The following is a 13049-nucleotide window of genomic DNA, read 5'->3' as shown; positions in this document are numbered from 1 at the left end:
ACCAGTGCGGGCGGAGGGACTCGAACCCTCACGCTCTTGCGAGCACCGGCACCTAAAGCCGGCGCGTATGCCAATTTCGCCACGCCCGCGGGCCTAGCGATCGTACCGCTCGGTTCGCCGGCGGCGCCCTGAACGGTACCGTCGAGGGGTGTCCACCCCGGCCGTGCAGAAGCATCGCCGCAGGCCCGCGTTGATCGCTCTGGTCGTCGTCGCGGCCTGCGGGTGCCTGGCGCTGGGCTGGTGGCAGTGGACCAGATTCCAGTCCACATCAGGCAGCTTCCAGAACCTCGGGTACGCGTTGCAGTGGCCGCTCTTCGCGGGGTTCTGCGTCTACGCCTACCGCAAATTCGTGCGCTACGAAGAGGCGCCGCCGGAGCCCCAACAGGCCGTCACGGAACTACCCGCGGGGCTGCTGCCCGAGCGGCCTACCCCGGCGCCGCCGCCGTCCGACGATCCCGCCCTGCGGGACTACAACGCCTACCTCGCCGAGCTCGCCCGACAAGACGCCGAAAAACAGAACAGGACCACCGCATGACCACACCGCAGACTCCCGGCGCGCCCGCGTCCGCCTTCCCCGTCGAGAAGATCCGCACCGCCCTATTGGGCTACCGGGTCATGGCGTGGACGACGGGGCTGTGGTTGATCGCGCTGTGCTACGAGATCGTCTCGCACCTGGCGTTCCACCACGAGATCCGGTGGATCGAGGTGGTGCACGGCTGGGTGTACTTCGTCTACGTGCTGACCGCGTTCAACCTGGCGATCAAGGTGCGCTGGCCGTTGCTCAAGACGGTCGGTGTGCTGCTGGCGGGGACGATTCCGTTGGTGGGCATCGTCGTCGAGCACTTCCAGACCCGCGACGTGAAGGCCCGCTTCGCGCTCTAGGGGCGCGCGCCGGCCAGGTCCCGCAGCGCCGGCAGCAGCAGCGCCAGCGCCCGGCCGCGGTGCGACGCGGCGTCCTTCTCGGCCGGGCTGAGCTCGGCGGCGGTGCGGCCCCCCGCAGCGTCGGGAAGGAAGACGGGGTCGTAGCCGAACCCGCCGTCGCCGCGCGGCGCTCGCGCGACGCTGCCCGTCCACTCGCCGCGCACCACCACCTCGCCGCGCTCGGACACCAGCGCGCAGGCGGACACGAAGGCCGCGCCGCGCCGCTCGTCGGGCACGTCGCGCAGCTGCCCCAACAGCAGTTCGGTGTTGGCGGCGTCGTCGCCATGGCGGCCCGACCACCGCGCCGACAGCACGCCCGGCATCCCGCCCAGCGCCGCCACCGCCAGCCCCGAATCGTCGGCGACACTGGGCAACCCCGTCGCGGCGAAGGCGTCGCGCGCCTTGGCCACCGCGTTGTCCTCGAACGTCGCCCCGGTCTCGGGCGCCTCGTCGAACGGCGGCACGTCGTCGAGCGACACCAGCGTCAGGCCCGTCAGCCCGGCGGCGTCGAGCACCCGGCGCAGCTCGGCCAGCTTCTTGGGGTTGCGGCTGGCGACGAGGAGCCGGGTCAGCTGCCGAACGCCTTCGGCTGCGCGCCACGCTCCGGCAGCTCACCGGGGTACGGCTGCGCGAGGGCCTCGCGCTGGGCGGCGAATAACGTGTCACACGACGCCAGCGCCACGTCGAGCAGCTTGTCCAGCGTCGAGCGCGGGAACGTGGCGCCCTCGCCGGTGCCCTGCACCTCCACCAGCGTTCCGGTGTCGGTGGCGACGACGTTCATGTCGACCTCGGCGCGGGAGTCCTCCTCGTACGGCAGGTCGACGCGGACCCTGCCGTCGACCACACCGACGCTGACCGCCGCGATCGCGCACGACAACGGCCGGGGGTCGGACAGCTTGTTGGCCGCCGACAGGTACGTCACCGCGTCGGCCAGCGCCACGAAGGCGCCGGTGATGGCCGCGGTGCGGGTGCCGCCGTCGGCCTGCAGGACGTCGCAGTCGACGGCGATGGTGTTCTCCCCGAGCGCCCGCAGGTCGATGCAGGCGCGCAGCGACCGGCCGATGAGGCGGCTGATCTCCTGGGTCCGCCCGGAGAGCCGGCCCTTGACCGATTCGCGGTCGGAGCGGGTGTGGGTGGCCGAGGGCAGCATCGCGTACTCGGCGGTCAGCCAGCCCAGGCCCGACCCCTTGCGCCAGCGCGGCACGCCCTCGGTGACGCTGGCCGTGCACAGGACCTTGGTGTGCCCGAACTCGATCAGCACTGACCCGGCCGGGTTTTGGGTGAAGCCTCGGGTGATGACGACCGGGCGCAACTCGTCGTCCAGGCGGCCGTCTTCGCGTCTCGTCACGACGCCAACACTAGCCCGCGGTCCGGGCGCGGCCCACGGTGCGGGGCATCCCCGGTGGGGCCGCTCAAACCCTTTCGGAGCGGCGGATGTCGAACGTCTCGCCGCACACCACCGCGTGCACGGGACCGTCGAACTCGGCCTTGGCTTCGCTGATGACGTCCTCGCGCGACGTCCACGGCGGGATGTGGGTCAACAGCAGTTCGCGCACGCCGGCCCGCGCGGCGATGCGGCCCGCCTCGGTGCCCGACAGGTGCAGCGCGGGGGGCCGGTCGGGCGAGTGGGTCCAGGACGCCTCGCACAGGAAGACGTCGGCGTCGCGGGCCAGCTCGACCAGTTGATCGCAGACGCCGGTGTCGCCGCTGTAGACGAAGGAGGCCCCGTCGGGGTCGGTGATGCGCAGGCCGTAGGACTCGGTCGGGTGCGCCACGGTCCGCGGCAGCACCGTCAACGCGCCGACCGTGACAGGTTCGCCGTCCACCCAATGCCGGACGTCGAAAATGTCTGAGCAGTCGTCGATTTCACCGCCATACGGCGACGACGCCGCGCCCAGGCGCGACCAGGTGTCGCCGGGTCCGTAGAGCATCGCCTTGCCGTCGGGCCGCGTCGGGTGATAGCGACGCCACACGAACAGGCCGGGCAGATCGAGGCAGTGGTCGGCGTGCAGGTGCGACAGCAGCACGTGCACGGACCCGGGATCGGCGTAGCGCTGCAGGGCGCCTAGCACGCCGCCGCCGAAGTCGATGACGAGGGGTGGCGTGTCCGGTGCGCGGAGCAGATATCCCGACGCAGGCGAATCCGGCCCCACCACGCTGCCCGAGCAGCCGAGCACGGTTATTCGCACGGACACTACTGTGCCATGCCCGATAGGGCGATGACGAAAACATCGCCGCATTGGTGTGATGAGAATCTCGGCATGTTCTTAGTCGATTCCTACGTGCTGAACGGGTTGGACGCCGGTGACCGCCGGACCGAGGAATCGGGCCGCCAATCGGGTGAACGCCTCGGGGTCACCGGTGGCTTCGAAGACCCGCGTCGCGGGCGTTGCGTCGTGCGGGCGCAGCAGGTCTCGTTCGGTGAGGACCCGCAGAACTTCCTTCGCGGTTTCCTCGGCGCTGGACACCAGCGTCACGTTGTCGCCCATGGCCAGCTGGATCAGCCCGGACAGCAACGGGTAATGGGTGCAGCCGAGCACCAGGGTGTCGACATGCGCCCGTTGCAGCGGCTCGAGGTACCCCTCGGCCAGCCCCAGCACCTGCCGGCCGCTGGTCACGCCGCGCTCGACGAAGTCGACGAAGCGCGGGCAGGCGACGGCGGTGATCTCGACGCCGCGGGCCGCGGCGAACGCGTCCTGGTAGGCGTGCGAGTCGATGGTGGCGCGGGTGCCGATGACGCCGATGCGCCCGGTGCGGGTGGTGGCGACGGCGCGGCGCACGGCCGGCAGGATCACCTCGACGACGGGCACGTCGTAACGCTCGCGGGCGTCGCGCAGGCAGGCCGCGGACGCGGTGTTGCAGGCGATCACCAACGCCTTGACGCCGCGGCCCACCAGGTCGTCGCCGATGGCCAGCGCGTGCCCGCGGACCTCGGGGATGCTCAGCGGGCCGTACGGCCCGTGCCCGGTGTCGCCGACGTAGACGATGTCCTCGTCGGGCAGTTGGTCGATGATGGCGCGGGCGACGGTCAGGCCCCCGACACCCGAGTCGAAGACGCCGATCGGCGCCAGCTGCGCGCTCACGCCGCGCCCCGCTTCGCGCTACCGCCCCGGCGCGCGGCCCGCGCTTTGCGCTCCGGCGCGGACAGCCAGTAGGCGGCGGCCACGCCGGCGATCGCCCCGCACAGGTGGCCCTGCCAGGACACTCCGCCGCAGCGGCCGAGCACCGGCATGGCCCCCAGCAGAACGCCGCCGTAGGCGAACAACACGAGCACGCCGACGATGATGTTGGAGGCGCGCCGGACGAAGACACCGAACACCAGCAGGAAGCTCAGCCAGCCGAAGATCAGCCCCGAGGCCCCGATGTGGTCGGTCGGCCCGCAGCTGCTGCCCACGTCGCCGATCAGCCAGGTGCCCAACCCGCCCAGCACCCACACGATCGCGGTGGCCCACACGAACCGGGACAGCCCGGCCAGCGTCATGAGGAATCCCAGGACCAACAGCGGGACGGTGTTGGCGATCAGGTGTTGCCAGCTGGCGTGCAGCACCGGGGCGAACACGATGCCCCACAGCCCGTCGGCCGTGAGCGGCCTGATGCCGTTGCCGTCCAGCGAGTGCCGGGTCAGCTGGTCGATCAGCTCGACCAGATAGAGCAGCGCCACGAAGGTGACGATGGTCGCGCCGCCCACCATCCAGGCAGACCGCTGCCTCGCCTGAGGCTTGGTGCCGGTGCGTCCCCGCGACGTGTTCATGAGCGCCCGCGCTCCGTCAGCGCTGCGCTCGGCGTCGTCGCGACGCGGTCTCACCCATTAGCTGCCCTTTCAGAGCGTCCCCGGCATCGTCAAGGCTACCGGCGCTGTCGCCGGTGCCCCGTTCACCGGCCGAACGCGCCGGGCAGCAGGCCGCGGTAGGTGGGGATGCCGGCGATCGATTCGGCGGCGAGCACCCCGGCCAGCACCGCGTCCGCCAGGCAGTCGGCGGCGGCCGCCCCGACCGCGGCGACCAACGCGGTCTCCGGGGAGAAGGCGGCGGGCGCGTCCGCGGGCGGGGGCACCTCGACCGCCCCCGTCGCCAGCGCGAACACCGTGTCGCCGTCCACCGGGGTGTGGGCCGGCCAAATGGACCGGGCCAGGCCGTCGTGCGCGCTGACCGCGATGCGCCGGCACGCGGCCGGACTGAGCGCGGCGTCGGTGGCCACCACCGCGATGACGGTGTTGAGCGGGTCGGCCCGCGGCCCGGACTTCCCGGGCAGCGCCGCGAGCGCGTCGAGCTCGGCGGCCGGCGGCGGCCGCAGCCCGAACCGCGCGATCGCGTCCGCCATCCACGGCAACCCGGTGGCCCGGTCGACGACCTCGCCGGCGGCGTTCACCACCGCCAGCGCGCCGACCGTGACGCCGGACGGCAGCACCGTCGAGGCGGTCCCGACGCCTCCCTTGAGCGCCCCGGCGCGCGCCCCCACCCCGGCCCCGACGGTTCCGACGGCCAGCGCCGGCCCGTCACCGCCGTGCGCCGCCTCGCACGCCCGATAGCCGAACTCGGCGGTCGGCCGGCATGCCCAGCCGCCGACGGGCAGGTCGAAGATCACCGCGGCCGGCACGATCGGCACCACGCCGCCGTCCATCGCCACGCCGCGGTCGCGTTCCTCGAGCCAGCGCATCACGCCGTCGGCGGCCGCCAGGCCGTAGGCGCTGCCGCCGGCCAGCAGCACCGCGTCGACGTATCGCACGGTGTTGGCGGGATCGAGCAGATCGGTCTCGCGGGTGCCGGGGGCGCCACCGCGGCAATCGACCGCACCGACGGTCCCCGGCGGGGTCAGCACGACGGTCACCCCGCAGGCCCAGCCCGCGCCCAACGCGGCGTCGGGGTCGAGCCGGTGATGGTGGCCGACGCGAATGCCGCCTACGTCGGTGATGGCGTTCATCCGCAGGCCGACGTCATCGCGACCCCATGAGGACCAGCACCAGGTACTCCTGCAAGACGGTCAGCCATTGGTAGACGTCGAAGTGCACGGCCAGCGGGTGATCGGGCGGCAGGCGTTCCGGGCCGTCGGGCCCGACGTCGAGCATGACTCCCAGGGTGAGCCGAATGTCGTTGACGGCCCCCACCCAGGCGTTCGCGTCTTCCTCGGTCAGCTGTAACCGGCCGCCCTCGGGCGGGACGGTGTCCAACAAGCGTTGCGCCGCATCGCGTTTGGCGTTGACGATCTCGGGCTCGTGCAGGCTGCGCAGTGCCGCGTTGAGGCTTTGGGCGGCCTCCGGCCCCGACGGGTCGGACTCGTCGGGATGGAAGAAGTCCGGCAACAGGCGACGCAGCGTCGGGTCCTTTGGCGGCTCGGCGTTGCCGGTCTTGATGCCGGTGATCTCCTCGAGTTCGTCTGCGGGAGCTGAGGATTCACGCTCGTCGAGCAGGCCGATCATTGCGGTGGCGAGGTTCTTGAGCAGGGCGGCCTCGTGCGACGCCAGCGCCGACCGGAACTGCGGGCCGGTGGCGGTGTCGACGCGCTTCCATTTGCGCACAGCAGCTCAGCGGTCCTGCTGCATCGTCGCCCACAATCCGGCCGCATGCAGCTTGGACACGTCGACTTCCATGGACTCCCGGCTACCGGCGGACACCACCGCCTTGCCCTCGTTGTGCACCTGCAACATCAGCTTGGTGGCGTGCGGCTCGCTGTAGCCGAACAACTTCTGGAAGACATACGTCACGTAGGTCATCAGGTTGACCGGGTCGTCCCAGACGATCGTCACCCAGGGACTGGCCGTGACGTCCGCCGGAGCCGACTCCTGTTGACTGCCCGGCTTCGACTTGGGCTCGGTGGGCGCTGACGCAGCAACCATGGGCTACACGATACCGAGCGGTGGACAACGTTACCGAGCCGCCGAGCGCGGCCGATACCGTTAGGGAATGACTGACTCCGTCGTCACCGGGCTGCTGACGGACCGATACGAGCTGACGATGCTGGCGGCGGCGCGCAAAGACGGCACCGCCACGCGCCGCACCACCTTCGAATTGTTCGCGCGGCGGCTACCCGCCGGCCGCCGTTACGGGGTGGTCGCCGGCACCGGGCGACTGCTCGAAGCGTTACCGCACTTCACCTTCGACGACGCGGCGTGCGAATCGCTGAGCCGGTTCCTGGACCCGGACACCCTGGCCTACCTGCGCGAGTTCCGCTTCACCGGCGACATCGACGGGTACGCCGAAGGCGAGTTGTACTTTCCCAACTCCCCCGTGCTGTCGGTGACCGGGACGTTCGCCGAATGCGTGGTGCTGGAGACCCTGGCGCTGTCGATCTTCAACCACGACACGGCGGTCGCCTCCGCCGCGGCGCGCATGGTCAGCGCGGCCCGCGAACGCCCCGTCATGGACATGGGCTCGCGGCGGACGCACGAGCAGGCGGCCGTCGCGGCGGCCCGCGCCGCCTACCTCGCCGGCTTCGCCGCGACGTCGAACCTGCAAGCCCAGCGGCGCTACGGCATACCCACCGAGGGCACCTCCGCGCACGCGTTCACGATGCTGCACGCGACCGCGCACGACTCCACCGAGGCGTCCGAACTCGCCGCGTTCCGGGCGCAGGTCGACGCCCTCGGCGCGGGCACCACGCTGCTGGTGGACACCTACGACGTGAGCACCGGGGTGGCCAACGCCGTCGCGGCCGCGGGCCCGGCGCTGGGGGCGGTGCGCATCGACTCCGGGGAGCTCGGGGTGCTGGCCCGCCAGGTGCGCGAGCAGCTCGACGGGCTGGGCGCCGGGCAGACCCGCATCGTGGTCTCCGGGGACCTCGACGAATTCTCCATCGCCGCGTTGGGGGCGGAGCCCGTCGACAGTTACGGCGTGGGCACGTCGCTGGTGACCGGTTCGGGCGCGCCCACGGCGAACATGGTCTACAAGCTGGTCGAGGTCGACGGGTTGCCGGTGCAAAAGCGCAGCAGCCACAAGGAATCTCACGGCGGGCGCAAAGAGGCGCTGCGCCTGTCCCGCGACTCCGGCACCATCCTCGAGGAGCTGGTGCACCCGGCCGGGCGCCGGCCCGAGGTCACCGGCGCGTCCCGGGTGCTGACCGTGCCCCTGGTGCGCGACGGACAGCGGGTGGCCGAACCGGACCTGGCCGCCGCGCGCGAGCTGGTAGCTTGCGGGCTGCGCAGCCTGCCGTGGGAGGGCCTGAACCTCTCCCACGGCGAGCCCGCGATCCCCACGACCCAGATCCCGGCCGGCCGGCCCTAGCCACCGCCTGACAAGCAGCGAAGGGGTAAGCCACGTCCGACGTGTCCGTGCCCGAGTTGCTGGCCGCCGCCGTGGCCGCGCTGGGCGGCAGCGAGCGCGGCGGGCAGCAGCAGATGGCCGCCGCGGTGGCCCGCGCGTTCGACACCGGCGAGCACCTGGTGGTGCAGGCCGGCACCGGCACCGGCAAGTCGTTGGCCTACCTGGTGCCCGCCGTCGCCCGCGCCCTCGACGACGAATGCCCCGTGGTGGTGTCGACGGCCACGATCGCGCTGCAGCGCCAGCTCGTCGACCGCGACCTGCCGCGGCTCGTCGAAGCGCTCGCCGGCGCGTTGCCGCGCAGACCGACGTTCGCCCTGCTCAAGGGGCGACGAAACTACCTGTGCTTGAACAAGATTCACAACGGCGGCGGCGATGATCCGGCGGACGGCGGCCGCCCACAAGAGGAGCTGTTCGACCCCATGGCGGCCACGGCGCTGGGCCGCGACGTGCAACGACTCACCGCCTGGGCGGCCAACACCGAATCGGGTGACCGCGACGACCTGAAGCCGGGCGTCCCCGACCGGTCCTGGTCGCAGGTCAGCGTGTCCGCGCGGGAATGCGTCGGCGTGGCGCGCTGCCCGTTCGGCACGGAATGCTTCTCGGAGCGGGCCAGGGCCGAGGCCGGGCGCGCGGACGTCGTCGTGACCAACCACGCGTTGTTGGCCATCGACGCGGTCAGCGAGTCGGCTGTGCTCCCCGAGCACGCGCTGCTGGTGGTCGACGAAGCGCACGAGTTGGTGGACCGGGTCACCTCGGTGGCGACCGCCGAACTGACGCCCGCGACGCTCGGGGTCGCGGCCCGGCGCCTGGGCCGGCTGGTGGATCCCGAACTGCTGTCGCGGCTGGAGGCCTCAACGGCCACCTTCGCCGCGGCGATCCACGACGCCGCCCCCGGGCGGATCGACTACCTGGGCGACGAGCTGGCGACGTACCTGACGTCGCTGCGCGACGCGGCGAGCGCGGCCCGTTCCGCGATCGACACCGCCGCCGGCGACGCCGGGGCCGCCTCCGCACGCTCCGAAGCGGCCGCGGCACTGAGCGAGATCTCGGACACCGCGGCGCGCGTGCTGGCGTCGTTCGGGCCGGCCATCGCCGACCGCACCGACGTGGTCTGGCTGGACCACGAGGACAACCGGGGTGCGTCCCGCCCGGTGCTGCGGGTGGCGCCGCTGTCGGTCGCCGGCCTGCTGCGCGAGCGGGTGTTCGGGCGGTCCACGACGGTGCTGACCTCGGCGACACTGACGATCGGTGGGTCGTTCGAGGCGATGGCGGGCGCCTGGGGCCTGACCGGGGGCGACGTCGAGGTTCCGTGGCGTGGCCTCGACGTCGGCTCCCCCTTCGAGCACGCCAAGACCGGCATCCTGTACGTGGCCGCGCATCTGCCGCCGCCGGGCCGCGACGGCACCGGCTCGGCCGAGCAGCTCGCCGAGATCGCCGAACTCGTCGCGGCCGCCGACGGGCGCACCCTGGGCCTGTTCTCGTCGATGCGGGCCGCCCGCGCGGCCGCGGAAGCCATGCGCGCGCGGCTGGCCACGCCGGTGTTGTGCCAGGGCGACGACAGCACGTCGGCGCTCGTCGAGCAGTTCAGCGCCGACCCCCAGACCTCGCTGTTCGGCACCCTGTCGCTGTGGCAGGGCGTGGACGTCCCGGGCCCCTCGTTGTCGCTGGTGGTCATCGACCGGATTCCGTTCCCGCGCCCCGACGACCCGCTGCTGGGCGCGCGACAGCGGGCGGTCGCGGCACGCGGTGGCAACGGTTTCATGGCGGTCGCGGCGAGCCACGCCGCGCTGCTGCTGGCGCAGGGGTCCGGACGCCTGCTGCGCCGCGTCACCGACCGCGGGGTGGTCGCCGTGCTGGATTCCCGGATGGTGACCGCCCGCTACGGGGAGTACCTGCGCGCGTCCCTGCCGCCGTTCTGGCAGACGACCAACCCGGAGCAAGTCCGGGCCGCGCTGCAACGGCTGCGCGCCGCGTCGGAAGGCTTGTCCGCCTGAGGGTTTCGGCTAGCGCGCCAGCGTGACCAGGCCGAGCTCGTTGCTCGCGGCGAGCATCGGGTGGCGCGGCAGCACCCGCACCGTGTACCCGACCGCCCCCGCGAGCGGCAACGGCGTCGTGGTGGAGAACACCTGGTTGCCGCCCTCGGCGGTGCCGGTGTAGGACATCTCCACGGTGACCGGGTTGAGCAGCGCGTCGCTGCCGTCCACCCGGCCCACCACGGCCTGCACGGTGACCTCGTCGGGGGCCAGCCCGGCCAGCGCCACGGTGGCGGTCAGCGTCAGCTTGGAGCCCAGCACCGGGCTGTCCGGCAGGCCGGTGCTGTCGACGTCGGAGACGACGATCTTGGGCCACGCCTCCTCGGCCCGGCGGCGGTAGGCGGCCACCTCCCGCGCGGCGCCGAATTCGCCGCTACCCGCGTCGTCTTCGGCGGGCGCGATCGTCGCGCGCAGCGACTGCGCCGCCGGCAGGTAGTACCGCTCGACGTAGTCACGCACCATCCGCGACGCCAGCACCTTCGGGCCCAGGGTTTGCACGGTGTGGCGCACCATCTCGATCCACCGCGGCGGCACCCCGTGCTCGTCACGCTCGTAGAACTTCGGCGCCACGGCCTGCTCCAGCAGGCCGTAGAGGGCGCTGGACTCCAGGTCGTCACGCCGGGCCTCATCGGCCACGCCGTCGGCGGACGGTATCTCCCAACCGTTTTCGCCGTCGTACCATTCGTCCCACCAGCCGTCGCGGATCGACAGGTTCAGGCCGCCGTTGAGCGCGCTCTTCATTCCCGACGTGCCGCAGGCCTCCAGCGGCCGCAGCGGGTTGTTCAGCCAGACGTCGCAGCCCCAGTACAGCAGCCGCGCCATGGACATGTCGTAGTCGGGCAGGAAGGCGATGCGGTGCCGCACCTGCGGCCGGTCGGCGAAGCGCACCACCTGCTGGATCAGCGCCTTGCCGCCGTCGTCGGCCGGGTGCGACTTCCCCGCGACGATCAGCTGAATGGGCCGCTCCTCGTCGAGCAGCAACTGCTCGAGCCGGTTGGGGTCGCGCAGCATCAGCGTCAGCCGCTTGTAGGTGGGCACCCGGCGGGCAAAGCCGATGGTCAACACGTTCGGATCGAAAGCCGTTGCGATCCAACTCAATTCGGCGTCCGAAGCGCCGCGCTCCAGCCAGGAGCGGCGCAGCCGCCGCCGGACGTCGTCGACCAGCAGCGACCGCAGCTGCGAGCGGATCCACCACAGGTGCCCGGCGTCGACCTGCTTGAGCCGCAGCCAGACACCGGGATCGGAGAACGAGTCCGACCCGACCAGCTCCTGGCCCAGCTGCAGCCATTGCGGCGCCGCCCAGGTCCGCGCGTGCACGCCGTTGGTGATCGACCCGATCGGCACCTCGTCGGCGTCGAATCCCGGCCACAGCTCGTTGAACATCTCCCGGCTGACGCGCCCGTGCAGCGACGAGACGCCGTTGGCCCGCTGCGCGAGCCGCAGGCCCATGTGCGCCATGTTGAACTTGGTCGGGTCGTCTTCGGCCCCGAGCGCCAGGATGCGCTCGGTGGGCACCCCGGGCAGCAGCGACGGGACGGCCGCGTCCCGGGCGCCGGCACCGGCCGCGGCGTCGCGCGCCTGGGGCCGCCCGTCGAGATAGAGGCGCACCATCTCGAGGGGGAACCGGTCGATGCCGGCCGGCACCGGGGTATGCGTGGTGAACACCGTGCCGGCGCGGACCGCCGTCAGCGCCGTGTCGAAGTCCAGACCCGCGTCGGTCATGTACTCGCGGATGCGCTCGGCGCCCAAGAAGCCGGCGTGCCCCTCGTTCATGTGGAACACCTCGGGCGCGGGCCGGCCCTCGATGGCGGTGAACGCCCGAATCGCGCGGACCCCGCCGACGCCGGCCAGGATCTCCTGGCGCAGCCGGTGCTCCTGGTCGCCGCCGTACAGGCGGTCGGTGACGCCGCGCAGGTCGTGCTCGTTTTCCGGGACGTCGGAGTCGAGCAGCAGCAACGGCACCCTGCCCACCTGGGCGATCCAGATCCGGGCGCGCAATTGCGCGGCGTCGGGCAGCGTCAGCTCCACCAGCGCGGGCTCCCCGGCGGCGTCGGTGAGCAGGCGCAAGGGCAGGCCCTGCGGATCCAGCGACGGGTAGGTCTCGTTCTGCCAGCCGTCGCCGGTCAGCGACTGCCGGAAGTAACCGGACCGGTAATACAGGCCCACCGCGATCAGCGGGACTCCCAGGTCCGAGGCGGACTTCAGGTGGTCGCCGGCCAGGATTCCCAGGCCGCCCGAGTAGTTCGGCAGCACCTCGGCGACGCCGAACTCCATCGAGAAGTAGGCGATCGCGGTCGGCATCGGCTGGCCGTTTTCCTGCTGCTGCTGGTACCACAGCGGCCGGCTCAGGTAGTCGTCGAGGTCGGCGGCCAGCGAGTCGAGTCGGCCGAGGAACGCCTCGTCGAGCGCCAGGTCGTCGAGGCGGGCCGGGTTGACCGCTCCCAGCAACGCCACCGGGTCGCAACCGCAGCGCTGCCACAGCTGCGGGTCGATGGTGGCGAACAGGTCTTGGGTGGGCCTGTCCCAGGACCAGCGCAGGTTGGTCGACAGCTGATCCAGCGCGGTCAGACGCTCGGGGAGGTGAGCACGGACGGTGAACCGGCGGAGTGCTTTCACGCATCCCTACCTTACTGACGATCGCTGCCCACGCACGACGGCCGCGGGCGGGGCTTTTGCCCCGCTTTCGGGTCGCGCGTGTGACCGGACCCTAGGGTGGGTAGTGAGTAGTGAGTGGGGCCGCAGAGTTGCTTCCCCAGAGAGAAAGTTCCCCACGACAGGAATTTTCCCGACGAGCGGCAACCGCGCGGAGCACGCCGCGGGCCGCACACAATCGGAACGG

The 13049-nt window shown here is 72.1% G+C and carries 13 protein-coding genes and 1 tRNA gene; 4 read left to right on the top strand and 10 right to left on the bottom strand.

Annotated elements, in window-relative coordinates:
- Nucleotides 1–5: 5 nt before the first annotated feature.
- Nucleotides 6–89, bottom strand: a tRNA-Leu gene (locus A5700_RS08250).
- Between the two features lie 74 nt (nucleotides 90–163).
- Between A5700_RS08250 and A5700_RS08245 the strand changes: the two genes are divergently transcribed.
- Entirely contained in the window at nucleotides 164–535 is a 372-nt protein-coding gene (locus A5700_RS08245) for a hypothetical protein (protein ID WP_197502913.1), read from the top strand.
- On the top strand, nucleotides 532–882 hold the full coding sequence (locus tag A5700_RS08240; RefSeq protein ID WP_068073066.1) for a DUF3817 domain-containing protein: 351 nt from the start codon (nucleotides 532–534) through the stop codon (nucleotides 880–882). The genes A5700_RS08245 and A5700_RS08240 overlap by 4 nt, the downstream gene beginning before the upstream one ends.
- Here A5700_RS08240 and rdgB read toward each other — a convergent pair.
- The 8 genes from rdgB to clpS form a co-directional block, all read right to left on the bottom strand.
- Nucleotides 879–1493: an RdgB/HAM1 family non-canonical purine NTP pyrophosphatase gene (gene rdgB / locus A5700_RS08235; protein WP_068073068.1), complete on the bottom strand. Its 615-nt coding sequence runs from the start codon at nucleotides 1491–1493 to the stop codon at nucleotides 879–881. The genes A5700_RS08240 and rdgB overlap by 4 nt on opposite strands.
- Nucleotides 1490–2269, bottom strand: a complete 780-nt coding sequence (rph, locus tag A5700_RS08230) for a ribonuclease PH (RefSeq protein ID WP_068073069.1) — start codon at nucleotides 2267–2269, stop codon at nucleotides 1490–1492. The genes rdgB and rph overlap by 4 nt, the downstream gene beginning before the upstream one ends.
- Nucleotides 2270–2333: 64 nt before the next feature.
- Nucleotides 2334–3116 carry a cyclic nucleotide-degrading phosphodiesterase gene (locus A5700_RS08225; protein ID WP_068073071.1) on the bottom strand — a complete coding sequence of 261 codons (783 nt, stop codon included), beginning with the start codon at nucleotides 3114–3116 and terminating at the stop codon, nucleotides 2334–2336.
- A gap of 72 nt (nucleotides 3117–3188) precedes the next feature.
- On the bottom strand, nucleotides 3189–4004 hold the full coding sequence (gene murI / locus A5700_RS08220; RefSeq protein WP_068073073.1) for a glutamate racemase: 816 nt from the start codon (nucleotides 4002–4004) through the stop codon (nucleotides 3189–3191).
- Nucleotides 4001–4672: a rhomboid family intramembrane serine protease gene (locus A5700_RS08215; protein WP_156671137.1), complete on the bottom strand. Its 672-nt coding sequence runs from the start codon at nucleotides 4670–4672 to the stop codon at nucleotides 4001–4003. Before A5700_RS08215 ends, murI begins: the two co-directional genes overlap by 4 nt.
- Before the next feature lie 122 nt (nucleotides 4673–4794).
- Nucleotides 4795–5841, bottom strand: a complete 1047-nt coding sequence (locus A5700_RS08210) for a P1 family peptidase (RefSeq protein ID WP_068073077.1) — start codon at nucleotides 5839–5841, stop codon at nucleotides 4795–4797.
- A 13-nt stretch (nucleotides 5842–5854) separates the two neighbouring features.
- Entirely contained in the window at nucleotides 5855–6436 is a 582-nt protein-coding gene (locus A5700_RS08205) for a DUF2017 domain-containing protein (RefSeq protein ID WP_068073079.1), read from the bottom strand.
- 6 nt (nucleotides 6437–6442) lie between these two features.
- Entirely contained in the window at nucleotides 6443–6754 is a 312-nt protein-coding gene (gene clpS, locus A5700_RS08200) for an ATP-dependent Clp protease adapter ClpS (protein WP_068073081.1), read from the bottom strand.
- A 67-nt stretch (nucleotides 6755–6821) separates the two neighbouring features.
- Between clpS and A5700_RS08195 the strand changes: the two genes are divergently transcribed.
- Nucleotides 6822–8138, top strand: coding sequence for a nicotinate phosphoribosyltransferase (locus tag A5700_RS08195; protein WP_068073083.1), 1317 nt, complete (start codon nucleotides 6822–6824; stop codon nucleotides 8136–8138).
- 41 nt (nucleotides 8139–8179) lie between these two features.
- Nucleotides 8180–10171: an ATP-dependent DNA helicase gene (locus tag A5700_RS08190; protein WP_156671136.1), complete on the top strand. Its 1992-nt coding sequence runs from the start codon at nucleotides 8180–8182 to the stop codon at nucleotides 10169–10171.
- A gap of 9 nt (nucleotides 10172–10180) precedes the next feature.
- Here the strand turns inward: A5700_RS08190 and glgP are convergent, their stop codons facing one another.
- A complete protein-coding gene (gene glgP / locus A5700_RS08185; protein ID WP_068073085.1) occupies nucleotides 10181–12826 on the bottom strand; it encodes an alpha-glucan family phosphorylase in 2646 nt (881 codons plus the stop codon).
- Nucleotides 12827–13049: the final 223 nt, after the last annotated feature.

Source organism: Mycobacterium sp. E1214, from assembly GCF_001666755.1.
Lineage (GTDB): Bacteria > Actinomycetota > Actinomycetes > Mycobacteriales > Mycobacteriaceae > Mycobacterium.
The sequence above is the reverse complement of the archived record's forward strand: the minus strand, read 5'-3'. Positions and strand labels throughout refer to the sequence as shown.

What these genes read in the sequence shown, in the direction of transcription:
- A5700_RS08240 (WP_068073066.1), top strand. Translation starts at nt 532, where the DNA reads ATGACCACACCGCAGACTCCCGGCGCGCCCGCGTCCGCCTTCCCCGTC.
- A5700_RS08215 (WP_156671137.1), bottom strand. Translation starts at nt 4,672, where the DNA reads ATGAACACGTCGCGGGGACGCACCGGCACCAAGCCTCAGGCGAGGCAG.
- A5700_RS08210 (WP_068073077.1), bottom strand. Translation starts at nt 5,841, where the DNA reads ATGAACGCCATCACCGACGTAGGCGGCATTCGCGTCGGCCACCATCAC.
- clpS (WP_068073081.1), bottom strand. Translation starts at nt 6,754, where the DNA reads ATGGTTGCTGCGTCAGCGCCCACCGAGCCCAAGTCGAAGCCGGGCAGT.
- A5700_RS08195 (WP_068073083.1), top strand. Translation starts at nt 6,822, where the DNA reads ATGACTGACTCCGTCGTCACCGGGCTGCTGACGGACCGATACGAGCTG.